General features: G+C 41.7%; 18 protein-coding genes and 1 pseudogene. 9 read left to right on the top strand and 10 right to left on the bottom strand.

What is annotated here, in order from left to right; translation table 11 throughout:
• The first annotated feature begins 23 nt into the window (after positions 1–23).
• From ACQ86K_RS21330 to ACQ86K_RS21310, 5 genes are all read left to right on the top strand, one after another.
• Positions 24–1358, top strand: coding sequence for an IPT/TIG domain-containing protein (locus ACQ86K_RS21330; RefSeq protein ID WP_218134358.1), 1335 nt, complete (start codon positions 24–26; stop codon positions 1356–1358).
• Positions 1359–1586: 228 nt separating this feature from the next.
• Positions 1587–3140 (top strand): right-handed parallel beta-helix repeat-containing protein, encoded by a 1554-nt coding sequence (locus ACQ86K_RS21325; RefSeq protein ID WP_176844379.1) that lies wholly within the window; start codon positions 1587–1589, stop codon positions 3138–3140.
• A 25-nt stretch (positions 3141–3165) separates the two neighbouring features.
• On the top strand, positions 3166–4683 hold the full coding sequence (locus tag ACQ86K_RS21320; RefSeq protein ID WP_176844380.1) for a right-handed parallel beta-helix repeat-containing protein: 1518 nt from the start codon (positions 3166–3168) through the stop codon (positions 4681–4683).
• A gap of 33 nt (positions 4684–4716) precedes the next feature.
• The gene (locus tag ACQ86K_RS21315; protein ID WP_431198719.1) at positions 4717–4968 is read left to right on the top strand and encodes a LacI family DNA-binding transcriptional regulator; all 252 of its coding nucleotides are present in this window, start codon (positions 4717–4719) and stop codon (positions 4966–4968) included.
• On the top strand, positions 4965–5750 hold the full coding sequence (locus tag ACQ86K_RS21310) for a substrate-binding domain-containing protein (protein ID WP_431200908.1): 786 nt from the start codon (positions 4965–4967) through the stop codon (positions 5748–5750). The genes ACQ86K_RS21315 and ACQ86K_RS21310 overlap by 4 nt, the downstream gene beginning before the upstream one ends.
• A gap of 304 nt (positions 5751–6054) precedes the next feature.
• Here ACQ86K_RS21310 and ACQ86K_RS21305 read toward each other — a convergent pair whose 3' ends face one another.
• The 5 genes and pseudogenes from ACQ86K_RS21305 to ACQ86K_RS21285 all read right to left on the bottom strand — a co-directional run bounded on the left by ACQ86K_RS21305 (position 6055) and on the right by ACQ86K_RS21285 (position 11076).
• On the bottom strand, positions 6055–6372 hold the full coding sequence (locus ACQ86K_RS21305) for an alpha-L-fucosidase C-terminal domain-containing protein (RefSeq protein WP_431200907.1): 318 nt from the start codon (positions 6370–6372) through the stop codon (positions 6055–6057).
• Positions 6373–6414: 42 nt separating this feature from the next.
• Positions 6415–7405, bottom strand: a pseudogene (locus ACQ86K_RS21300) (alpha-L-fucosidase); the annotation flags it as partial.
• Positions 7406–7529: 124 nt separating this feature from the next.
• A complete protein-coding gene (locus tag ACQ86K_RS21295; RefSeq protein ID WP_431198718.1) occupies positions 7530–8066 on the bottom strand; it encodes an alpha-L-fucosidase in 537 nt (178 codons plus the stop codon).
• On the bottom strand, positions 7958–8890 hold the full coding sequence (locus ACQ86K_RS21290) for an alpha-L-fucosidase (protein WP_431198717.1): 933 nt from the start codon (positions 8888–8890) through the stop codon (positions 7958–7960). The genes ACQ86K_RS21295 and ACQ86K_RS21290 overlap by 109 nt, the downstream gene beginning before the upstream one ends.
• 53 nt (positions 8891–8943) lie before the next feature.
• Positions 8944–11076, bottom strand: a complete 2133-nt coding sequence (locus tag ACQ86K_RS21285; RefSeq protein WP_091163353.1) for an alpha-N-acetylglucosaminidase — start codon at positions 11074–11076, stop codon at positions 8944–8946.
• A 425-nt stretch (positions 11077–11501) separates the two neighbouring features.
• On the opposite strand from ACQ86K_RS21285, the gene ACQ86K_RS21280 reads away from it, so the two are divergent.
• Genes ACQ86K_RS21280 through ACQ86K_RS21270 form a run of 3 tightly spaced genes read left to right on the top strand, consistent with a single transcriptional unit; the run spans position 11502 to position 14049 of the window.
• Entirely contained in the window at positions 11502–12179 is a 678-nt protein-coding gene (locus ACQ86K_RS21280) for a hypothetical protein (RefSeq protein WP_256337353.1), read from the top strand.
• Positions 12098–13468 carry a glycosyl hydrolase 115 family protein gene (locus ACQ86K_RS21275; RefSeq protein WP_431200906.1) on the top strand — a complete coding sequence of 457 codons (1371 nt, stop codon included), beginning with the start codon at positions 12098–12100 and terminating at the stop codon, positions 13466–13468. Before ACQ86K_RS21280 ends, ACQ86K_RS21275 begins: the two co-directional genes overlap by 82 nt.
• Positions 13465–14049, top strand: coding sequence for a hypothetical protein (locus ACQ86K_RS21270; RefSeq protein ID WP_431198716.1), 585 nt, complete (start codon positions 13465–13467; stop codon positions 14047–14049). The genes ACQ86K_RS21275 and ACQ86K_RS21270 overlap by 4 nt, the downstream gene beginning before the upstream one ends.
• A gap of 272 nt (positions 14050–14321) precedes the next feature.
• Here the strand turns inward: ACQ86K_RS21270 and ACQ86K_RS21265 are convergent, their stop codons facing one another.
• The 3 genes from ACQ86K_RS21265 to ACQ86K_RS21255 are packed head-to-tail and all read right to left on the bottom strand — an operon-like array spanning position 14322 to position 16023.
• Positions 14322–15065, bottom strand: a complete 744-nt coding sequence (locus ACQ86K_RS21265; protein WP_091163355.1) for a LytR/AlgR family response regulator transcription factor — start codon at positions 15063–15065, stop codon at positions 14322–14324.
• Positions 15062–15577, bottom strand: a complete 516-nt coding sequence (locus ACQ86K_RS21260; RefSeq protein ID WP_431200905.1) for a sensor histidine kinase — start codon at positions 15575–15577, stop codon at positions 15062–15064. Before ACQ86K_RS21260 ends, ACQ86K_RS21265 begins: the two co-directional genes overlap by 4 nt.
• 44 nt (positions 15578–15621) lie before the next feature.
• Complete coding sequence (locus ACQ86K_RS21255) at positions 15622–16023, bottom strand: hypothetical protein (RefSeq protein WP_431198715.1); 402 nt, start codon at positions 16021–16023, stop codon at positions 15622–15624.
• Between the two features lie 428 nt (positions 16024–16451).
• Between ACQ86K_RS21255 and ACQ86K_RS21250 the strand changes: the two genes are divergently transcribed.
• A complete protein-coding gene (locus ACQ86K_RS21250; RefSeq protein ID WP_091163357.1) occupies positions 16452–19007 on the top strand; it encodes an outer membrane beta-barrel family protein in 2556 nt (851 codons plus the stop codon).
• Positions 19008–19302: 295 nt separating this feature from the next.
• Here ACQ86K_RS21250 and ACQ86K_RS21245 read toward each other — a convergent pair whose 3' ends face one another.
• Together ACQ86K_RS21245 and ACQ86K_RS21240 are read right to left on the bottom strand one after the other, a co-directional pair.
• On the bottom strand, positions 19303–20349 hold the full coding sequence (locus tag ACQ86K_RS21245; protein WP_091163358.1) for a PmoA family protein: 1047 nt from the start codon (positions 20347–20349) through the stop codon (positions 19303–19305).
• 82 nt (positions 20350–20431) lie between these two features.
• Positions 20432–21787, bottom strand: coding sequence for a Gfo/Idh/MocA family protein (locus tag ACQ86K_RS21240; RefSeq protein WP_091163359.1), 1356 nt, complete (start codon positions 21785–21787; stop codon positions 20432–20434).
• Between the last annotated feature and the right edge of the window lie 410 nt (positions 21788–22197).

Raw genomic sequence — 22197 nt, 5'->3', positions numbered from 1 at the left:
ATAATTAAACCGTAATTATTCAAATGAAAACATTCATAAATATATTGGCAAAAGGCATCAATCAATACCTGCTTGCCGGGGCGCTTTTTATAATGATAGCTTTTGTAAGCTGTAAAAAAGAAAAAGTTCCTGCACATGATCCTGCATCACCTATCAGTATTAGTACATTTATCCCAGCACAAGGTAGCGGTGGTACCGAAGTATTGATCTCCGGTACCAACTTTTCAACAGATACCTCGCAAATTTCGGTTACCCTGAATGGGTTCAAACTGAAGGTCATTGGTGCCAACACCAAACAAATGATGGTAGTGGTGCCTAAGAAAGCAGGTTCCGGGCCCATAGTTGTAACTATTGGAAAAGGAACCGCAACAAGCACCGATAATTTTACATACCAATATACCAGGACTGTCACCACCCTGGCAGGATCAGGTAAAGCAGGCTTTGCAAACGGTAAAGGAACAGATGCTATGTTTGATTTTAGCGGGCAAAGCTGGTACAGAAGCTGCGGGGTGACTGTTGATGACAACCTGAATGTTTATGTTGCCGATCCCGGAAATCACTGCATCAGGAAAATTGATACGGCAGGTAATGTATCTACACTCGCCGGTAATCCCCAGGTTTCGGGTTACGCGGATGGTAAAGGGGGCGCGGCAAATTTCTCCCTACCTTACGATGTTGCCGTTGATGCCCAGGGAAATGTATATTCCGTTGATCCGGGAAATTATGATATTCGTAAAATAAGCCCCGATGGTACTGCAACTACCTGGGCTTGGGGAAACCAATCGCCATGGAGCATTGCTGTTGACAGGACCACAGGTTATATTTATTACTCCAGCTGCTCCAGCCCCGGAAACATCTACCAGGTATCAGCTCAATGGACTACCAAACAGGTGATATCCGGTCTTAACTATCCCGCTGGAATCAAATTTGACAAAGCCGGCAACTTATACGTATCGGTTAATGGTGACCAGGTTATCAGAAAATTTAATGCCGGCGACTGGAAGGGCAGTATCATTGCAGGGCAGCTTGGGGTTTCGGGTTATTTAAACGGAGCGGCTGCAACTGCAAAATTCGCTTATCCATGGGGCATCGCGGTTGACAATAGCAGCAATATTTATGTGGCAGGCAATGGAACCTGGGACGGCGGAAGCTACAACCCCGACCAAAGTATCCGCTTTATACAAGCTAATACTTTTGATGTGAGCACCTTTGCCGGCAGCGGTACGGCAGGTTATGCTGACGCAATAGGAGGATCTGCGCTTTTCAGCGCGCCAACCGGTGTTGCTGTTGATAAGAATGGAACCGTGTATGTTTTGGATAAAAACAACAATCGGATAAGAAAAATAGTTTCGGAATAATTACGATCCTTTTTAAAAATACTATCACAGTTTATTTTTCAACCCAGACATATCCTTGTTGTCCGGGATAAATATGAGTAGTAGTTAATAATTGTTTGGGTTTATTTAAGGGGTACTCCGTAGCAGAAACACGTTTCTGCTACGGGCAGGTACTGCGCGGTTTTAAGTGCGAATAAACTTAATGCATGTCAAACAATGGCTACGCCAATTTTTCTTAGAATAAATTTAATGAAACATTATATAAATATCTTTTTAATACATGTTTTTGCCATTCAGGCAATGGCTTGCAGCAAAAAAACGGTAGGTAATGACGTAATAGTCTCAACCGGTAATACACATATCTACTATGTATCAGTTAACGGCTCTGATGCTAATTCGGGCAAAATCAATGCCCCTTTCCAGTCCATCAATGCCGCCTTAGATCATGCCTTGCCCGGTGATACCGTTATGGTCAGAGGTGGAAGCTATTATGATAAGGTTGTGTTTCCTAAATCGGGGGCAATGGATAAGTTGATCACATTGAAGGCTTACCCCGGCGAAAAGCCGGTGATAGACGGAAGTAAAATAATAGTTTCGGGCTGGGTGCCGCTGGTTACACTGAGCAATGTAAGATATATAACATTGGATGGCTTTGATATCTGTAATTTCACGAGCTCAACTTTTAATACCGATCCTGAAGGGATCGCCATCAATGGCAATTCGCACGATATCACTATCAAAAACTGCAACATTTATAACATAAAGAACAACGCATCCCTGAACGACTGGCGAAGCGGACACGCTATACTGGCAATTGGTAACGGAACTACTGCCATTACTAACCTGGTTATTACGCATTGTACTGTACATGATACGCAGACCGGTACAAGTGAAAATGTAACGCTGGCCGGTAATATTGACGGCTTTGTTTTTAGCCATAATAAAGTATATGATACAGAAAACATCGGGATAATTGTTGCCGGTGGTGATGGTTTAAACCCCAAAGGGGACGTAGCAACCAACTATGCCCGCAATGGCGTGATAGGTGATAACATTTTTCACGATAATACCATGACCAGGACGCCGGAAACCTGGGGCCCCGACAGGTACGGTGCTATCTCCATTTATGTTTGCGGCGGTGCTAATACCATTATCGAAAGAAACACAGTATACAACAGCGACCGGGGGATAGGACTGGTAAGTGAAAGCAACGTGTATGCAACCAAAACCACCATCGTGCGAAATAATTTTGTATATAACTGCTATCGCACAGGTATATACATGGGCGACTATCTGAACTACACATCCGGCGGAACTAAAAACTGTTACATAGTAAACAATACCTTATATCAGAATAACCGTGTACTGGGCGCTTTTGGCGAAATTGAAGGGGAGATCAGGCTTACGGAGCACTGCGACGATAACGTGATCAAAAATAACATAGTTTATGCAAGGCCCGTTGATGTATTTATTCATAAGTATACCACAACAGGCAGCAATAACATTATCGACAATAATTTATACTATACTACTGGCACTCCGCAATGGATTTGGAACAGTACTAACGGTGCTCCATATACCGATTTTAGCGCCTGGAAAGCATTCAGTGGCAATGATGCCGGTTCAACAAACGGGCAGGACCCTCTTTTGTTGAGTACATCATCGCCTGATCTCCATATACAATCGGCCTCTCCTGCAAAAAATACCGGAAATGTAATTTCTGCCGATATAAATGGCACTACAGATATTGACGGAAATACACGCATTGTAAATAATAAGATAAGTAAAGGCGCACAGCAGTAACATGTTTAATTAAAAAAGTATGCTTATGAAATGTAATGTCTATGTTTTTTTAATGCTTGGTTTTGCTATACAGGCATTTGGTTGCAGTAAAAAGAACGATCCCGGCGGTAATGTCACAATTACCGGGAGCACTCATGTTTATTATGTAGCTGCCAACGGGTTAGAGTCAAATAAAGGAACAATTGACGCGCCTTTTCAAACTATCAATAACGCGCTTTCCCATACCATTCCCGGCGATACCGTAATGGTAAGGGGTGGAGTATATAGCGAAAAGGTTGTATTTCCCAAATCTGGCGTAATGGATAAGTATATCACGTTGAAAGCTTACCGTGGGGAAACACCTATAATTGACGGTAGTGCTTTTAGTGTTAATGGGAGGGAAGCCCTGGTAACCATTGATAAGGCAAAGTATATAGTTGTAGATGGCTTTGAAATACGCAATCTTAAAACCGCAACCGGCGATCCCAAAGCCATTATGGTTGAAGGTGGATCCGACTACATTATTATAAAAAACAATACGGTATACGGTATTGATTATACTCAGCTACCGCTCAATGGAGGTGGAAATGCTATACTGATCATCGGGAATACTACCGATCCCGTAACTAATATTACCGTTACCGGGAACACAATCCATGATTGTAAAACCGGGTACGGCGAAAATTTAACCATCAATGGCTATGTTGACGGTTTTACCATCACCAATAATACCATTTATAATGCTCAAAATATTGGGATAGATGCAGCAGGAGGCTATGCCGCAAATAGCGATCCAACGCTTAACTATGCCCGTAATGGTGTTATCAGCGGCAACACCCTCTATAACATTGAAAGCAAAAGAGGACCGCTTGGTGGACATGGCGCCATAGGTATTTATGTAGACGGCGGCAGGAATGTGGTAGTGGAAAAAAACAAAGTGTCCGTTACAGACAGGGGGATTGGTGTTGTGAGCGAAACCAATGGCTTCCCCACCGATCATGTTACCATAAGGAATAACCTGGTATTTAACTGTTGGTGCTCCGGGATCTATATGGGTGGGTATTTAAATTACACAGGCGGTGGTACAAGCAACTCGGCTATAGTAAACAATACCTTGTATAATAACAACCAGGCATTAGGTGCCTTTGGCGAAATAGAAGGGGAGATAAGTATCAGGGAAGATTGCACCAATAACGTAATAAAAAATAACATCATTTATGGCGGGGCATCAGATATGTTTATTCATAAATATACCAACCGGGGATCGGGTAATATCATAGATTATAACCTGTATTACACCACAGGCCCCGCGCAGTGGACCTGGAACGGCGTGGCCTATACCGACTATAACTTATGGAAGGCAGCCTGCGGTGGAGACGCCAGTTCAACATATGGCACCGATCCTTTATTTGTCAATACATCCGGCCTTGATTTTCACCTGCAATCATCGTCAGTAGCAAAAAATAGCGGGCAGGTGATATCTGATGGCGTTAACGGTACGGTTGATTTTGATGGTAATACGCGTATCGTAAATAAGCAGATAAGTAAAGGGGCATATCAATAATCAATACCCATTGTTTTTAATCTTGATTACAAAATGGAAAAGATTCCCACAATTAAAGAGATAGCTAAACGCTTAAAAGTAAGCCCTTCAACAGTGTCGCGTGCTCTTCATGGTCATCCCAGCATTGGCCTTGTAACTACCATGCGGGTTAATAAGGTAGCAAGCGAACTAAATTATGAGCGAAATCAAACAGCTGTATTTTTTAAACAACGAAAAACATTAACTATTGGTGTAATTGTTCCGGATTTTTCTGACGCGTTTTTTCTTCGGCCCTTAGTGGGATAGAAGATTACGCCAGCAAAAGAAATTATAACGTTTTTATTGGGCAATCGTTAGAAAACCCCGATAAGGAAAAACGTATCCTGGAAACAATGAAAACCCATCGGTTAGACGGCATTATCATTTCGATAAGCAAAAATACCACGAATTATGAAGTGTTTGAGCAATTGAAAAAATATAACATTCCTGTTGTGTTTTTTGACCGTATTCCCGGCATGGAAGATATTCATTACTCGGCTTGTAATCTCCAATCGGGAATGTTACAAGCCATTGATTGTTTAATAGAAAAAGGGCATCGTAGTATTGGGTTAATTAATGGTCCATCGCAACTGGCCGCAAGTAAAGAGCGCCTGGATGCTTATAAGCAGGGGCTTGATAAATATCAGATAGCAGTAAATACTGACCTGATAGTCTCTTCGGATCTGTCGTCGGCGCAAAATACTTATGCTATGCGGCGGCTATTATCTTTAGCTGATAAACCTACAGCTATTATCACTTTTAACGATTACGTGGCACGCGATGCAATTAAGTTGTTGAAGAACTATAATTTGGCTCCCAATCACGATATTAGCTTTGTCAGTTTTGCAAATTCTCCTATTTGGAGTTTTATGGATAGTGCCCCAATGGCATCCATTGAACAATTCCCCCAAAAGCAGGGCATAAAAGCGGCCGAAATACTTTTTAAAATAATTGATGATCGCATCAGTGAAGCGTCGTTAACACCGGTTTTCTATCATGCGGTATTTGATTCCAGTATGGTGTCTCATAGAGGGCGTACCAATGTATAGGATAAGGTTATAAAAGTCCCAATCTCGATTTGCATAAAGCATTAGCGGGTAATATTTATACAAAAAGGGGTTTATATATTTTTTAGAAATTACACGCAATAATTTGATTGTTAACTACATATGTGAATGTTGGCCCGGAATTGTGTTAACCCTGTTAACCCCTCTTTGTTAATAGAGTAAATCCAACCCAACACTATATATCGCTTAGTATCTGAAAAATTCAAAAAAAGCGGGGCTCATCATACCGCCTCGTTTTTTTGAATTTATAAGGCAGAGGTTGATAGGCTTGTTGTTTGTATACTCTTTAATATTCCAATTCAAAAGTGTCACTATACTTTAATTTGCTGCTCTTTTGTAAAGATTTGGGAATTTGAATACTTAACTGCCCATTTTGATAGGCCCATTTTAACTTTTCAGAGTTGCCCAACAGGCTTACTTTTTTAATCCGTTTAATATTGTTTACAGGGAAACTTACCTCGGCCGGAAGGGTTACATTATCTTTTTCTGATAGCCAGAAGGCATATAATGTGTTTTTTGTTTTTGACCTTGTAAAATATATGTTCCCAACAGAATAAGGTATAACAGGTTCGGAAGCGTAAATTCCTTTTCCGTTAATCTTCATCCAATTCGCAATGTCCTGTAACCTTTGATAGGTAATCAGATTCCAGTCGCCATCCGGTCGGGGGGCTATATTAAGCAAGAGGTTACCTCCCCTTGAAACTATTTTTATCAGCGTTTGTACCAATTGACGGCTGGGCTTAAATCTCGTCATCAGGAACATAACTCCAGTATTTGCCAATAGTCATACAGGTTTCCCATGGGTAGGATAAGGGCTTGTCCGGTACTTCCTGTTCGGGCGTGGTATAGTTTTCAAATTCGCCGGTCACTGTCCTGTCTACCATAATCAAACCCGGCTGATAGCTGCGGCTCATTTTTGCTATCCGGGCCATGTCAATATCCTGGTTATAGTGTTGCGGGTCGTTGTCCTTTGTAACAGATGGCCTTACCCAGCCGCCATCGAGCCATAAAATATCTATTTTACCATAACCGGTCATTAATTCTTCAATTTGGTTGTAGGTAAAATCTTTAAATTTTTGCCAGCGCTCAGGATATCGTTGCGGATCGTAGTTAACATTATGATCTTTAGGAGGAAAGTAAGGCCACCAATAATTTTCATTATGCCAGTCGGGTTTGGAAAAATATGCCCCTATCATAAAATTGTCTTTACGGAAGGCATTGAATATTTCTTTGGTTACGTTGCTTCGCGGATTTTTCGAAAACGGAGTTTTAGGGTCGGTAATTTTATAATCTGTTTGTTTAGTATCAAACATGCTAAAGCCATCGTGATGTTTAGTAGTAAATACCACATAATTCATCCCCGCAGCCTTGGCCGCTTTAACCCATTTTTCGGGGTTGAAATTGACGGGGTTGAAAGTGGTTTGGAGGTTTTCGTATGCTTTTTTATAAGTGAAATAATCATCGCTATAGGGGCCGGTACGCGTAACCCAGTCATCAGGGCAAATAGTCCAGCTTTCGGCCACACCCCATTGGCTGTATGTCCCCCAGTGCATAAATAAACCAAACTTTTGGTCTTGCCAGCGGGCAAGTTTTTGCCGTACCAGGGAATCTTTAGGAAGCTGGTACGTATCTGACATTTTATGCTCGTTTTGTGCCAATGCGGCCTGGCTGCATCCTAAAATAAACAGGCAAGGTAAAAGTTTTCGGATCATGATGGTATAATACATTGATAGTTTTGCTTTCATAGTAGATGAGCAAACATTAATTTAAAACCAATTCAATTACCGGTATCTCACTATCGGGCTTGGTTTCTGGTAGGTTTAATATCAGGTCGTTACCTGTGTCTTTTGATTTGCTATCCTGTTGTATCTCCGACGCGTCATGTAAAAACTGAACGTATTTTACTTTATCCTTGTAGCCTGGTAAAGTAAGTGTTTTGCCGGGATATGCTAACAAATGCACATATAAGCGCCGGGTATTTGCATTATAGGTAAGCAGGGTGTGCTCCGGGGCTACAAAGGTTTCCGGAGCTTCGGTACATCCGTAAATGGAGCGGCTGTTATATTTCATCCAGGCAGCTATTCCATCCAGCCTTTCGTTAGCACGTTTATCAAATAAACCGCGTGCAGTAGGGCCCACGTTAAGCAACAGGTTGCCTCTTTTACTTACGGCCTCTATCAACATCGTAATTAATTGCGTGGTGCTTTTCCAGCTGTTTTCATCCCGAAAATATCCCCAGGAACCAGAAAATGTTTGGCAGGTTTCCCAATAAGTTTTGTAATCGTTTTTTTGACCCATTCCGATAAATTTACCTGTTCGGGTGTCAGGTAATCCCAACCGTCCTGGTATTCATTTAAATCGAGGCGGTTATCAATTATAATATTGGGCTGTAGTTTTCTTATTTCTTTAACGAGTTCAACAGATCCCCAGTCTTTGGCCCCTTTTCCATGTTTGCCATTATCAGGGTACGAAAAATCGAGCCATAGCATATCAATTTTGCCGTAATTGGTAAGCAGTTCTTTAATCTGGTTGTGCATATAGGTACGGTACCTGGCCATATCACGCCCTTTGTTCAGCTTATCATAATCCTCGTCCTTTTCGCTTGCCGGTTGCAATGGGTGTAAAACATCAACGGTAAAGTCGGGGTGATGCCAATCCAACAGTGAGTAATAAAAACCTATTTTTATACCCTCGGCTCTAAATGCATCAACAAAGTCCTTTACAAGGTCTCTTTTAGCAGCGGTTTTAGTAGCCTTGTAGTCAGTATATTTTGAATCAAACAGGCAAAACCCTTCATGATGTTTAGTGGTAAGCACAGCATATTTCATCCCGGCCGCCTTAGCTTTCTTTGCCCACTCTTTGGGATTAAACAAATCTGGATTAAACTCATCAAAATAACGCTGGTATTGCGCATCCGTCATGCGCTCCCATCTTTTTACCCATTCATGCCTTGCCGCCTGCGAATAAAGTCCCCAATGAATAAACATACCAAAGCGATCATTAGTCCACCAGGACATACGTTTGGCTTTTTGTTCGGGTGTTTCCGTTCCTATTTTCTTTTGGGCATATAAAGGGGAAAATGCAATAAAAAACAATAAAATACCTGTTAACGTTTTTTTCATTTGGCGGATAGCTGACGTTAGTTTTAAAAAGCGTGTTTAAAAAAGGAGATGTTTTACATCGATAAAATTTCATCAACCACTTCCAGTAAAGGCCTTTGAGGCTTTTCGGGATTTAGCTTTTGGTTGTCGTCCACCCATTTTCGTTCCCAGGAAAAGTAATCAGGTTCCTGAACGTTTTTACCTTGCAGATTGCTGCGCAGATAATCAAAATAACTCTCCCAGCGAGGCAAGTAATAGCTATCCATCAGACCGGCCCACTCTTTATAAGCATACTCATGCAGATTGTCTTCGGTACGCACATTTTCACCCCAATAGGTAATTTGCATTAATTCGTTTTTTAAATTGTTTGCTTTTTCTTCTGCGGTATTGCCGTTATCTATAGCTTGTTTGAGATAGGTGTTGAGCCTGAAATACTGATCGGTATTTAAGAGATCATCTGTCAGCCTTATCATATGCAGGAATTTTGCGCTGGCTGCGTTAAATGTTTGCAGATTCTTGCTGTTATAAGCGGTTACCATTTCATTAAATGTGAGCGTGCCTTTATTAGCCAGCAGTTGCCGCACCATATTGATGAGGTCTATTTTATAAGTAGCCGAATTTTTAAGAGCAGGCGCCGCTTTTGCAAATTCTTTTACCGCATTTGCAAAAGCAACTGTGTCATAATTCCGGGTGAGCGTACCCCAACTGGAAATTGATTTAACTTTAAGTGCGGGCCTTGCGCAAAAAATGGATTCGCCAGCCCCTTCCTGATAACCGGGAAGGCTTTGATAAATGGTTTGTAAAAATCCCTGCCAGGCATTACTTGCATGCCCATTGCTTTTACCATAACGATATAGAGCGTATTTATCGATCCAACTGCGGGTGTCTACATGTTCCTGGCGCCAGCCCAGTTCAAGCATCAGGTCATAATCAGGAGGGTTGTTATTGATGCCTTCAGGCATAATCCCCACACCTTTAAGATAATTGCTGTAAGTGCTTTTACGGGCACGGTATACCTCATCGGCAAAGCGCTGCAGTTTTCCATATACGCCAGGCCGTTCGCCAAAATTGTTAACGCTGCACCATATAAATGGTGTATTATCATAAGCCTTACGCTTTTCCCAGTTATTGGTAAACTCACCAAAAAGTTCCTGTACCAATACTTTTGATTTATCGAGACCATCAAGCATGGCCTGTTTGGGATTATCCTGCCAGCCCTGCAATACCCATGTTGAAGCTGGATAGTAATTTTGCATAGAAGCCTGTATGGCGGTACCTGCTTTTTTCAAATCCACTCCTTCCGTTTTACCACCTTCATGAAAAGGGTCGCCGGCAAAAAAATGGATGTTCTTACCGTATAATTTTTGAATTTCGCTATAGTAGATGCCGGCAATGCGGCTAAACTCAGGATCAGTGGGGTCAAGTATATCAGGTCTTTTAAAAGCACCCCAGGTACCCTGATCAATGATATGTGCTTTACTTTTGTTTTTTAATGAGCTTGGCACCATGCCGTAAAAACCTTGCAACACAGGTTGTATACCCAACTCCTGCATCCGCTTCATCATTTTCTGTTGAATCAGCTTCCTGTTGTCTATCTGGCTTTGAGGCATGGGACCTCCCCAGCCTTCAATATTTCCCATCAGCCACCATGCGGTATAAGCAGGCCCAACAATGAAACTGTTAATTTCATTTTCAGTGTATCCTATTTTCCTCAGCGTGTTTTGCCATACCGCTTCCATCCCTTCAACAGTAAGCATTGTATTAACACCATTTAACGCCATCCAGTCAAGCTCCCGTTCCCAGTCGGGCCAGCTATAAAAGCTCATTGTGTAATTATAGGTGCAGTAATTTAACGCATAACGATACTTGGCCGCAGCTTGTACGGTTACTTTTTTGTTAACATTAGGAATAGGAAACACGGGCGACATGTTATCACCCATGTGAGAAATAGAGCGATGGCAGTAATATTTTAAATACCAGTTTATACCAACAGCTGCCGCATTGGCTCCTGAAGCATGGATAACCAGTTTATTCTTGATGGTTTGCAGTTCAACTATTTCTGAACTGGTGTTTTTTAAGGGTTCAAAAACGATATGGTTGCTTAACCACGGAGCGCGCCTTTTAACCAGTGCTTTTACAGCATCAAATTGTTGCGCTAAAAGCTGTATAGGCAATAATAAAAGTAGCAGACAGGTTAGTTTTCGCATAAAAATTTGTTGGTTTTTTCTGTTAATATGTCCGAAACTAACTAAAATTTAATGGAAAGATTATGCATAATTCTATGCCCTGGAGCCTTGAAACCTACGCAAACGTTTGTTACTGTAAAGACAAACGTTTGCGTAAGTTTTCACTGTTTTTTATCAAATATAGAGCGGGCGATATGCTAATCCTGCCTGGATAACCCCGATTGACATTAACAGCCTGGGTTATTTTATGATAGGGCGAAAAAATGTAGCCGATATTACAGTTACCTAAGGACTGCCGATAACTACGGCCTATAACGGCCGCTGAAAAATGGAATAAAGGCGCTAAATTAGAGCAGAATTACGGATATTAATAACCTAACCAAACTGGTGGTTTAACTCACGAGTTCGGTTGATTTTTAATATGGTCACATGATACAATATTATAAATGTTAAAATCACTCTTGAATACCCGCATAAGTTATTATAAATATTATAACCGCAGTATATTAAAAGCAACACCGCTACTGCATTTACTGGTAACCTTAACAACAATAAGCGTTAGTGCTCAAAATTTGAGTGTAAAAACTGCTTTAGCCTCAAAATCAACAGATATTACAGTGGCCACTGCTCAAAAAAGTATAAGTTTAGCTATTGATAATTCTGATTACCAGGCGGTGAAACTTGCGGCTTGCTTTTTTGCTGACGATATAAAACAGGTTGCCGGAACTTCGCCGGCTATTACTACTTTGCAACGCCCCTCCGCTGAAATGATTATTGCCGGCACTATTGGTAAAAGCCCAGCTATTGATAGGTTGATAGCTGCACACAAGATCAAAGATATTATTAAAATTAAAGGCCGTTGGGAGGCTTCATTATGGCAAATAGTTAACAACCCCGCACCTGGTGTAAAAAAAGCGCTCATTATAGTTGGAAGCGATAGACGAGGGACAGTTTATGGACTCTTACAAATTTCAAGGAAAATAGGTGTATGCCATGGCATTGGTGGGCAGATGTTCCTACTGCTAAAAGAAAAACAGTTACGATCTCCGTACCTAAACCAACTTGGGATGAACCGGCAGTTAAATATCGCGGTATCTTTATTAATGATGAAGACTGGGGAATAAATCAATGGGCGAGGAAAAACTTTGAAAAGGATTTTGCACACGGCATTGGCCCCAAAACATATGAAAAATTATTTGAATTGATGTTGCGTTTGCGGCTCAACTATATTTGGCCTGCTATGCATGAGGTGTCTAAAGAATTTGGCGATACTCCCGAGAATGTAGCTTTGGCCGATCATTATGGTATTGTTGCAGGTTCATCACATTGCGAACCGATGCTGTATAATAACGTGCATTGGAACGAGAAACTTAAAGGTGCCTGGAATTATAGCACTAATCCTGATAGTATTTATAAATATTGGAAAGAAACTGCTAAGGACAGAAAAGACAAAGAAGCAGTTTGGACAATGGGTATACGCGGTATACATGATCGTGGTATGGAATCGCCACCATCAGGTATACCTGAAAGGATAACCCTTTTAGAAAAGGTATTTAAAGACCAGCGAGATCTTATTAATCAATACGTCAATAAACAATGGGGGGCTGTTGCTCAATGTTTTGTTCCTTATAAAGAAGTATTGCCTGTGTATGATGCCGGCTTAAAAGTACCTGATGATGTAACTCTGATTTGGGTAGATGACAATTTTGGATACATTCGCCGCTTATCGAATCCAACCGAAAGGAAGCGGTCTGGCGGTAGCGGATTATACTGGCACTTATCTTACTACGGTGGTCCTCATTCGTATACATGGATTAATTCTACCGCCCCGGCATTGATGTGGGAAGAGTTTCATAAGGCCTGGGAAAATCAGGCCCGGACGATGTGGGTGATCAACGTAGGTGATGTTAAACCGATGGAATTGGGGATCGACTATTTTTCACGCTTATCATGGAACCCGGAAAGTCAAAAGACGGATGCACAACCCCAATTTTTAAAAGCATTTCTTACAGAACATTTTAATGAAAATGTAGCTAAGCTTAACGACTTGCTTACAGAATTTTATCGTTTAGGCACAGTACGAAAACCTGAATTAATGAATCGTGATTGGGCTATTTCTTTGTCGGATAACGAAGCTGTGCAATTACAAGCTGATTATCAGAGATTATTAAATCTTGAAACTTCTGTAGCAAAGTCTGTACCCTTAAATAAGCAGGATCCTTATACAGAAATGATTGGTTTTCCGGCCCGTATCATGGCAGAAACCGGACTTATATTTATGCATGACAGGGCAATTGTTTATGGCGCAAATCAAGCTACCCATCATGTCGAGATAGATCGCCTTAAAGCGGCTTTGGAATCCGAAGTTAATAATTACAATAATAAAATAGCAGGGGGAAATGGCAATATATGATGCCGGGAACAATAACCGGTCAAAATCTTCTATCATGGAATAGCCAGGTAGCATGGCCATGGGCTGAAACCAGGAAACCGGATACCACCAAAAAAGCAATTCAGGCGGATATAACAAGAAACGCTTCATCTGCCGATGAACAAACCCCAGCCGGAACCGCAAAATGGTCGGTTATACCAGGATTGGGCAATAGCGGCCGGGCTATGGCATTGACACCGGTTAATCTTAATTTATCATGGAAACCTGGCGATGCAAAAGCTCCAACATTGAATTACAATTTTAAAACTGATGGTAATTCAGCAAAGGTGAGGATTGATTTTATGCCAACTTTCAGAATTTATCCTGGTATGCAATTAAGGGTAGCCATTTTAGTTGATAATAAATTTATTTCAACAACAGAAGTGCCGGGGTCAAATGGCAAGGAAGATGAGAATGGACCTAACCGTAACCAGGGTATTAGAAATAATTACGTTAGTGCATTAATAGATTTACCATCATTAACCACCGGTACACACAAATTATCTATCAGGGCTATTGACCCTGGCGTAGTAATTGATAAAATTTCATTTTATAAAAATTAGCGTCCTTAACTTTTTTATTTACTCCCAAAGCCGACGGGGCCAAAAGAAAACGATATATTCAGGAAACCGTCCTGTGGAAATCAGTAGGTGATTGCTGCGTGTGCTTCTTAAAGTATTTCAAAAAGTACGATGGGCGCCTACGACCCATGCAAAGCTCCATTCCTTTATGGCAGGATCTGTAAAATTTGTATTGGACATGCAGCGCCGTTTTGGAGAAACGAGGGTTATGTCGGCTCATGAATATTAAACTCCTGATGAACAACAAATGATGATCAAGACCAATCTTTCAGGAATGAGGCAAAAACTTCTTTATATTGTTCTGTTACAGGTATCGTAGTATTTGTAATCTGGACAGAATTTTTGGTAACGGATTTGACTGCTTCTTTGGATACGATAAATGAGCGGTGAATTCGCAGGAAAATACTGGCCGGGAGTTTCTCTTCAAGGTTTTTCAGGCTTGTGAGGGTTAATAACGGTTTATCCTGGTTCGCCAGGAAAATCTTTACATAATCTTTAAGTCCTTCAATATAAAGGATGTCTGCTATATTAACCTTTACCAGCTGATAATCAACCTTAAGATAAATATAGTTCTTTTCAACAGGCGTTCCGGGAGTTATATTATTTTGAGCGCTTTCCAAAATCTCAAAATAATCATATGCTTTGGCAGCCGCCTTTGAAAAATCAACAAAACTAAACGGTTTCAATAAGTAATCTAACGCGTTCACCTTAAAGCCCTCTAAAGCATATTGATCATAAGCCGTTGTAAATATAACGCGCGGACCTTTTTTCTTTCCGGTTTGCTCAATGATCCTTGCCAGTTCAACACCGCTTAGGTCGGCCATCCTGATGTCTAAAAATATCAATTGAAGGCCGGGTTGTTGATGAATAGCTTTCAGCGCTTCGATAGCGTTGCCGAACGTACCCTGTAAATTTAAAAACGGGGTTTGTTCAATGTACGAAGTAATTAGCTTTAAAGCTATCGGTTCGTCGTCTACAGCTATGCAGTCAATTTTCATTTGAATCGGAAAGTTAAATTTACAATGAATTCCCTGATATTGGAGTCGCGGTCAACCGATAATGTGTAGCGCCCGGGATATAGCAGGTCGAGCCTTCTTTTCGTATTTACAATACCGATGCCATTACTATCTTCCAACTGAGCTGTTTGTTCTTCAAAAAGTGAATTCCTGATCTCCAGCTTCAACTCTTCGGCAGATTGGCTGACCTCTATATAAATGTAACTTGGGTGTACACCGCTGATGCCATGCTTAAAGGCATTTTCAACAAATGGCAGGAAAAGCATGGGGGCTATTTCATGATTTTTTAGGTTGACTTGTTTTTCAAAAATGATCTGTACATCATCGCTCAGTCTCAGCTTCATCAGTTTGATATAGTCCTCAATAAATTTGATCTCCTTTTCCAGGTCGGTCAGATCGTTCTTGGTTTCATAAATAACATAACGCATCATATGCGAAAGCGTGTAAACCGCATCTTTAGACGCCACGGGGTTGCTATCGGCGAGTGCATAAATGGTATGCAGGATATTAAAAAAGAAGTGCGGATTGATCTGCGCTTTTAAAAAGAAAGCTCTGAGCTGATTTTTTCCTGTTCAGTGGCACGGAAGGCTTCCTGATCGGCCTTGATCTTCCTGGAGACCGCGATGATTGTGCTCACTCCGAGTAAAACAAGTGCAGTTATGATAGTCCAGTAATTATAAACATGATTATCGTCAGATGATTTTTTAGCCGGGTTTTTGTAAACTTTGGTAAATACAGCTTTCCAGCCGGTTACTTCATCTAACCAATTGTTTAAGTACACAACGGAGACGAGAATAGCTATCATCAAAAGAACAAATAATACAGCCTTGTTTTTGTAAATCAATTGGGGCGTAAAATAAAACAGATTGGCATAGAATAATGTTGCCCATACCAAATGTATCAATACCTGTTTGATCCAAAATTCACCGGGGAGTTTCAAGGGCCAGGATAATGGGAATAACATTAACGCTAATAAACAGGCCACTATATAAAAGTGAACTGAGAAAAAGATCTTCTTTAAGCCTGAAAAAGCCATATCGCGAATTTTACCATAAAAATAGCGGAAAAAAAGTGCGTTTTGTTTCTCAGGCAAAACGCACCATACTGTATCAAATACAGTAATCAACTAAATCCCATCTCACCGGGATGCTGCAAATGACAAAATGTTTTTTTATTTTTTTTAGGAATAGATGGTTTACAGGAATTAATAGACAGAATGGCAACTTTGATCTATAGCTTTTATTGAAAATTCCTCCAATCACAAGGGCATAGACTCTAACGTTCATTTGGTCTATTATTAAGGCCGATCCGTCTATTCTGCAGATTTTGATCAATGTATTTACTTTGTTTTGTTTCAAAATCTCGAATATGGGAACTGAAAATTACAAGTTCAACTTAAAAAATACAACGAGCCTGCGGGCATTGAAACTGATAACCTGGTTTTTATTGGCAGCAGGGACTGTGCAAGCCCAACAGCCCGCAGGCCCGCCATCAGGTGCCCCTATGGGTAATGGAACTATCTTCGGAACCGTAATAGACTCCCTGACTAAAAAGCCACTGGACTATTCGACAGTAAGCTTATTTAAAGCTGGTACAACTGCTCCAGTGAACGGTAGCCTGGCAGATCAGAAAGGGAGTTTCAAAATCACTGGTGTGGCGCCGGGAACTTATCGCGTCCAAATCGCTTTTATAGGTTACTCCACCAAAACAATTGACGGGGTTGTTTTAACGGGAGCCAAAACCGACAGAAACCTTGGGCAGATTATCGTTTCGCCAAGCGCTAAGATGCTGGCTGATGTTCAGGTTACCGGGCAAAGAGCCCTGGTGGAGAACCACATTGATAAATTAGTTTTTAATGCAGAAAAAGATGTGACCAGTGCCGGCGGCAATGCTTCTGATATCTTGCGCAAAGTGCCCATGGTTTCGGTTGACATGGACGGCAATGTTTCCCTCCGCGGAAATCAGAACGTACGGATACTGATCAATGGCAAGCCTTCAGGAGCGTTGGTAACCAACGCGGGCGACGTTTTGAAATCCATGCCTTCCGATCAGATCAAGAATATTGAAGTGATAACGGCGCCCTCGGCTAAATACGATGCGGAAGGTTCGGCCGGCATCATCAATATTATTACCAAGAAGAAGGAGGTTGCCGGTGTAAGCGGCTCCATCAATATGGGTATAGGCACCCGTCAAAACAATGAGAGCGGGAATATCAATTTCAACAAAAATAAACTAAGCATTACAGCTAACCTGGGTTATAACGTTGGATGGCCGCAAACCACCTATCAATCCTTCAGCAGTCGAAATACCGAGCTGGGTACATCATCCTCGTCAAACGGGCAAAGTACATCAAATCGTCATTTTACTAATGGCTCGGCATCTTTGGGATATGATTTTAATGATCAAAACACGTTTAACTCTACTTTTAGCCTAAGGGGAGGGGCATTTAAAAATAAAGGTAACTCGGTAAATAGCAATAATTCTGCATCAGAGGGAAATATCGATTATACAGCCTTAACAAGCAACGAATTCAAAGTCTCCAACTTTGACTGGAATAACGATTTTACTCATAAGTTTAAAAAGGAAGGTGAAGAATTAAGCTTTGCTTTTCAATGGACACATGGTACATCAGATGTAAACTATCTGTCAGAATATTCTGCTTTTACCCAAAACCAGCGTGCGGTTAATAACGGTACCAATAACGAGTATACTTACCAGTTGGATTACGTACTACCGGTCAGCAAGGTATTTAAGCTGGAAACAGGTGCGAAAAGTATTTTAAGGAGGATCTCCAGCGAATACGATTTTTTCAATCCGGATGCTTCAGGCGCGTACGTATTTAATACGGCCACATCCAACACCTATAGTTACGACCAGGACGTGTACTCGGGCTACGGCTTGCTTACTGCAAATTTGAAAGATGGTTTTACTGTACAGGCAGGTGCCCGGTTAGAGCATACAAAAATTAATGGAAATTCGGGCAATGTAAGGGCCGGCCTGGCACCTTTTGATAATACCTATACCAATTTTATTCCAAGCTTTGTGATTTCAAAGGCTTTAACGCCTACCCAAACGCTGAAACTAAGCTATAGTAAGCGTATCCAGCGGCCGAGCCTGCAATATTTAAACCCGTTTCTGAATACCAGCAACCCTCTCAACCAAACGCAGGGCAACCCGGAATTGTCGCCCGAAATTACGCAGACCGTGGAAATGACTTATTCTACCTTCATCAAAAGCAGTGTTATCAATGCCTCCGTTTATTATAGGAAGACCGATGATATTATTGAAAGCTATGTACGTACAGTGCCTTACACCACGGTGGATAATAACGGGAACCCGGTTACCAGGGATGTTTCCCTCACCAATTACCTTAACGTGGGTAACAATAATTCCGTTGGTGTAACCTTCTTTGGCTCAACAGAACTGTTCAAGGTCCTCACCATACGGGGCAACGTTAATGCGTTTACCTATAAACCGCAGGTGATCAGCAGCCTTCAGCAAGCAAGCCAATCTACCTATGTTCAGTACAATGCCTTCATTAGCGGAACAGTAAAAATAAACAAGGCTTTGTCTGCCGAAACTTTTTTGATCCAGAACTCGGCAAGGAGAACTTTTCAGGGAACAAACCCATCTTTCAATTTATGGGTGATAGGTTTGAAGCATGATGTTTGGAAAAAACGCGGAACGATTGGTTTGAACATTACGCAGCCATTTAAGGATTATAAAGACTTTACCTCCAATATTAATAGCGGCCCGCTTAGTCAAAGCAGCAGGTTCTCAGTGCCGTTCAGATCTTTTGGCGTTAGCTTTGCCTACAATTTCGGTAAAATGAATTTTGGTCCGCAGATGCCTAAGAAGAAACGCGGCGTTAACAATGATGATTTAAAACAGGGCGACAGTAATGGGCAAGGGGCGCAAAATTGATAGAAAATATTGAGGGCAAATTTTTGAGTAATTCCCTTATCAAGGAAAATGAGGGCTATATGGGCTATATTTCTAACGAACTGATCCCGGCAATAACAAACAATCTGACTGAAAAAATATTCAAAAAACAGGAAAGGTACTACTGGTAGAGATTAAAATGGAAAAGCAACAACCCCATAAGTACCTGAACCTTACGCCGGGCTCGGCGGGAAATGACATACCTGCCGGGATATTTAAAAATGATAAAATGTAATCCTGATAAATATCCCGGACTGGTTTGTTTGATATGGTGATGCTATTTAAATGACTTAAAAGCCTCCGCAGCCTGGTTTAATTGCGCAGCGCTGTTAGTTTGCGGGCCATTGTGTATGATGATCCGATACCTGAATGTTACCGATTCGCCTTTCTTTAAAGTCAGGTTCTTTTCAGATTTGCCATTGGTAAACACCTTTTCGCCCAGCGGATTGGCTGCAAACAGGCCGTAGCCACGGGCATGCCAAAAAGTAGGATAATTAGGGTTTTGAGGATGATCGATAATGGTAACGCTTACCGAATCGGTTCCAATTTTACCATATACCTTGCACCATACGCCGCGGGTGCTCCATGCATCATTGCCTGTTTTGCCCTCGCTGGTGAGGTAAGTACCGTTGGCAACTTTATCAGTGCCACCTTTTACTATGGTAACATTACCCTTATCGTCAGTAAATTTCTGGTCGGCAGGGTCAGGGATTTGCAGCTCATGGGCCAGACGCAGGCCAAGCATGCCATCTTTGGCATCTTTAAAAAGAGCGTCCTTATCCGCAGTAAGCGTAGTTACACGGTCAATGATCCGTTCCCGGGCATTTCCGCTAAATTCAAAGCGGGTTTGCTCTTCCAGTATTACTTGTTTTTGCTGATCTGTCCAGTTTGCATGATAGGCCAGTATGCCTTTTGTGCCATCTTTTGTTTCCAAAATTTTGTCGGTTCGAATCCAACCATAACCACTCTTTTTAGCGGCCGGTATGGCATAAGAGTTATTCCAGAAATCAAGACCGTTCAGGTTTTCAAAGTTAAACCATAACCCTATGTGATGCGGATGATCTGTAGGATCGCCAGGCCGAGGGGCCAGCGGAAAGCCGCGGGTCACCAATGTGCCGTTTGCCGACCGCAAAGGGTAAAGAACGGGTTTTTCTAAACTATCCGGATAAAGGAAACTGGTAAAGGGTTTTCCACCTATCAGGATATCTATTTTATTATTTGTTGTTTTTACCAGCCTTACCGGTTCGGCTTTTTGAGCTTGTACTACAGGAAACAATAGCATATTTGCGGCAACGGCAAGCCCCAGTTTTTTTATGATCTTCATTGATTGATGTAAGGTTAAAAAAGGTTGTGCGCTAATGGCAAGGCACAGCCAATGTCAATAATGTTTGTGACCTATCCGGCTATTAATATTTAAAAACTTTTCCATTAGCCATTACTTCCTGGGTAGCTTCATCAAAAGTGGCCTTATAGCCGGTATGAACAGCTGCATTGGTCATGATATTGGCTATCGAATGGCTGTAACCGGCTTCAACCGGGGCGTTTGGCTGCTTACGACTGCGCACGCATTCCATCCAGTTGCGTACGTGGTTTGAAGTAAGTATATCACCTCCGGTATTGGCTGATGCTACCACCTTTTCGGTATTAGCCAGACTAATCTCAGGCAGCAGGTTTGCCTTCATATGCATGGCATCGGCCATTTTTTGAGTAAGACCTCCTTTTGGCGATACTGTATTGGTGATGAGGTTAAGCTCACCGCCGTTTGAATAGTAAATTTCGGCCGGGTGCTCATCGCCATTGTGCATGCGTGAGCCAAAAGTAACCTGGAAGCCGGTTGAAGGATCATTAAGCGGACCGTAATCAAAAGCGGCCAGTATGGTATCCCAGTTGCGGCGCCCATCTTTCCACATATAGATACCGCCGTTGGCAACTACACTACGCGGGTGTTTTAAGCCGGTAAACCAGTGTACCGTATCAATCTGATGGCTCATCCACTGCCCGGGCAGTCCTGATGAATACGGCCAGAACAGGCGGTATTCCAGGTATTTACGCGGGTCGAAATCTTCATAAGGCCGGTTCATTATAAAACGTTTCCAGTCGGTATCCTGTTCCTTCAGCTGTCCTAATAACTCCGGCCGGCGCCAGCGGCCTGGTTGGTTCACATTCCAGGTGAGCTCAACCATGGTGATAGGGCCAAACTTGCCCGAACTGATAAATTCATTGGCTGCATGATAATTAGCGCCGCTTCTGCGCTGCGATCCAATTTGCACAATTTTGCCCGATTCCTTTACTGCTTTTAAGGCAGCCCGGTTATCTTCCATGGTTTCGGCAAATGGTTTTTCTACATAAGCATCGCAGCCGGCCTTCACAGCTTCAATAGCATGGCGTGCATGCTGGAAATCAGCAGTGCTGATGAATACAGCGTCCACACTTTTACTATCATATAATTCTTCATTATTGCGGTAAGCTTTTACATCGTGCTGCATTTTTTCTTTCCAGAGGGCAGAGCCTTCCTCACGTCGCTTGTTCCAGATATCAGATACGGCTACTACATCAAAGTTGAGTTCTTTATAATGGTTCATGAAACTGGGCACGTGCGAACTTTTGTGCCTGTCTGAAAAGCCTACCACCCCAACCCTGACCCGGTCATTGGCGCCAATGATACGTTTATAACTTTGTGCGCTCCAACTTTTGGGGGCAAGCATAATTCCGGCCCCGGCTAACGAGACCTGCCTGATAAAGGTACGGCGTGATTTTTCCATGTAATAAATAGTTTTAGTTGCAGGTTGTTTTTCTTCAAAATACGGGTACGTCAGGGGGCAGGTACCTGTATTTTTTGCTGATTAAAAGGTAAACTGGTTAAAGCCGGTGCTTATGCGCGACTAAATCAAATATCGAAGAATAGAATTGAAAAGCAATAGCGTTTTTAAATGTTAATGTAACAATAATACTGTTTTTTGCAGATCAGATTTCCTTAAATAATGTCCTGGTTTAAAAATGTAACAGGTTAATATTTAATTAAACAAATTGGTTAAGTAACCCTAATTTATAGTGATATAAGGTTTGGGGATAAAACCCTTAATTGATAATTGTTAAATCCTAAAGCGCCTTTCATTTTTCATGAAAGGCGCTTTTTTTAACTGAAAGTTGTTCGATACTTTCAGATTTTAAT

It is taken from the genome of Mucilaginibacter sp. P19, from assembly GCF_050632265.1.
In the GTDB taxonomy this organism is placed as follows: Bacteria; Bacteroidota; Bacteroidia; order Sphingobacteriales; family Sphingobacteriaceae; genus Mucilaginibacter; species Mucilaginibacter gossypii.
The sequence above is the reverse complement of the archived record's forward strand: the minus strand, read 5'-3'. Positions and strand labels throughout refer to the sequence as shown.

What these genes read in the sequence shown, in the direction of transcription:
- ACQ86K_RS21330 (WP_218134358.1), top strand. Translation starts at nt 24, where the DNA reads ATGAAAACATTCATAAATATATTGGCAAAAGGCATCAATCAATACCTG.
- ACQ86K_RS21325 (WP_176844379.1), top strand. Translation starts at nt 1,587, where the DNA reads ATGAAACATTATATAAATATCTTTTTAATACATGTTTTTGCCATTCAG.
- ACQ86K_RS21320 (WP_176844380.1), top strand. Translation starts at nt 3,166, where the DNA reads ATGAAATGTAATGTCTATGTTTTTTTAATGCTTGGTTTTGCTATACAG.
- ACQ86K_RS21315 (WP_431198719.1), top strand. Translation starts at nt 4,717, where the DNA reads ATGGAAAAGATTCCCACAATTAAAGAGATAGCTAAACGCTTAAAAGTA.
- ACQ86K_RS21305 (WP_431200907.1), bottom strand. Translation starts at nt 6,372, where the DNA reads ATGAAGATTAACGGAAAAGGAATTTACGCTTCCGAACCTGTTATACCT.
- ACQ86K_RS21295 (WP_431198718.1), bottom strand. Translation starts at nt 8,066, where the DNA reads ATGGGTCAAAAAAACGATTACAAAACTTATTGGGAAACCTGCCAAACA.
- ACQ86K_RS21290 (WP_431198717.1), bottom strand. Translation starts at nt 8,890, where the DNA reads ATGAAAAAAACGTTAACAGGTATTTTATTGTTTTTTATTGCATTTTCC.
- ACQ86K_RS21285 (WP_091163353.1), bottom strand. Translation starts at nt 11,076, where the DNA reads ATGCGAAAACTAACCTGTCTGCTACTTTTATTATTGCCTATACAGCTT.
- ACQ86K_RS21280 (WP_256337353.1), top strand. Translation starts at nt 11,502, where the DNA reads ATGTTAAAATCACTCTTGAATACCCGCATAAGTTATTATAAATATTAT.
- ACQ86K_RS21270 (WP_431198716.1), top strand. Translation starts at nt 13,465, where the DNA reads ATGATGCCGGGAACAATAACCGGTCAAAATCTTCTATCATGGAATAGC.
- ACQ86K_RS21265 (WP_091163355.1), bottom strand. Translation starts at nt 15,065, where the DNA reads ATGAAAATTGACTGCATAGCTGTAGACGACGAACCGATAGCTTTAAAG.
- ACQ86K_RS21250 (WP_091163357.1), top strand. Translation starts at nt 16,452, where the DNA reads ATGGGAACTGAAAATTACAAGTTCAACTTAAAAAATACAACGAGCCTG.
- ACQ86K_RS21245 (WP_091163358.1), bottom strand. Translation starts at nt 20,349, where the DNA reads ATGAAGATCATAAAAAAACTGGGGCTTGCCGTTGCCGCAAATATGCTA.
- ACQ86K_RS21240 (WP_091163359.1), bottom strand. Translation starts at nt 21,787, where the DNA reads ATGGAAAAATCACGCCGTACCTTTATCAGGCAGGTCTCGTTAGCCGGG.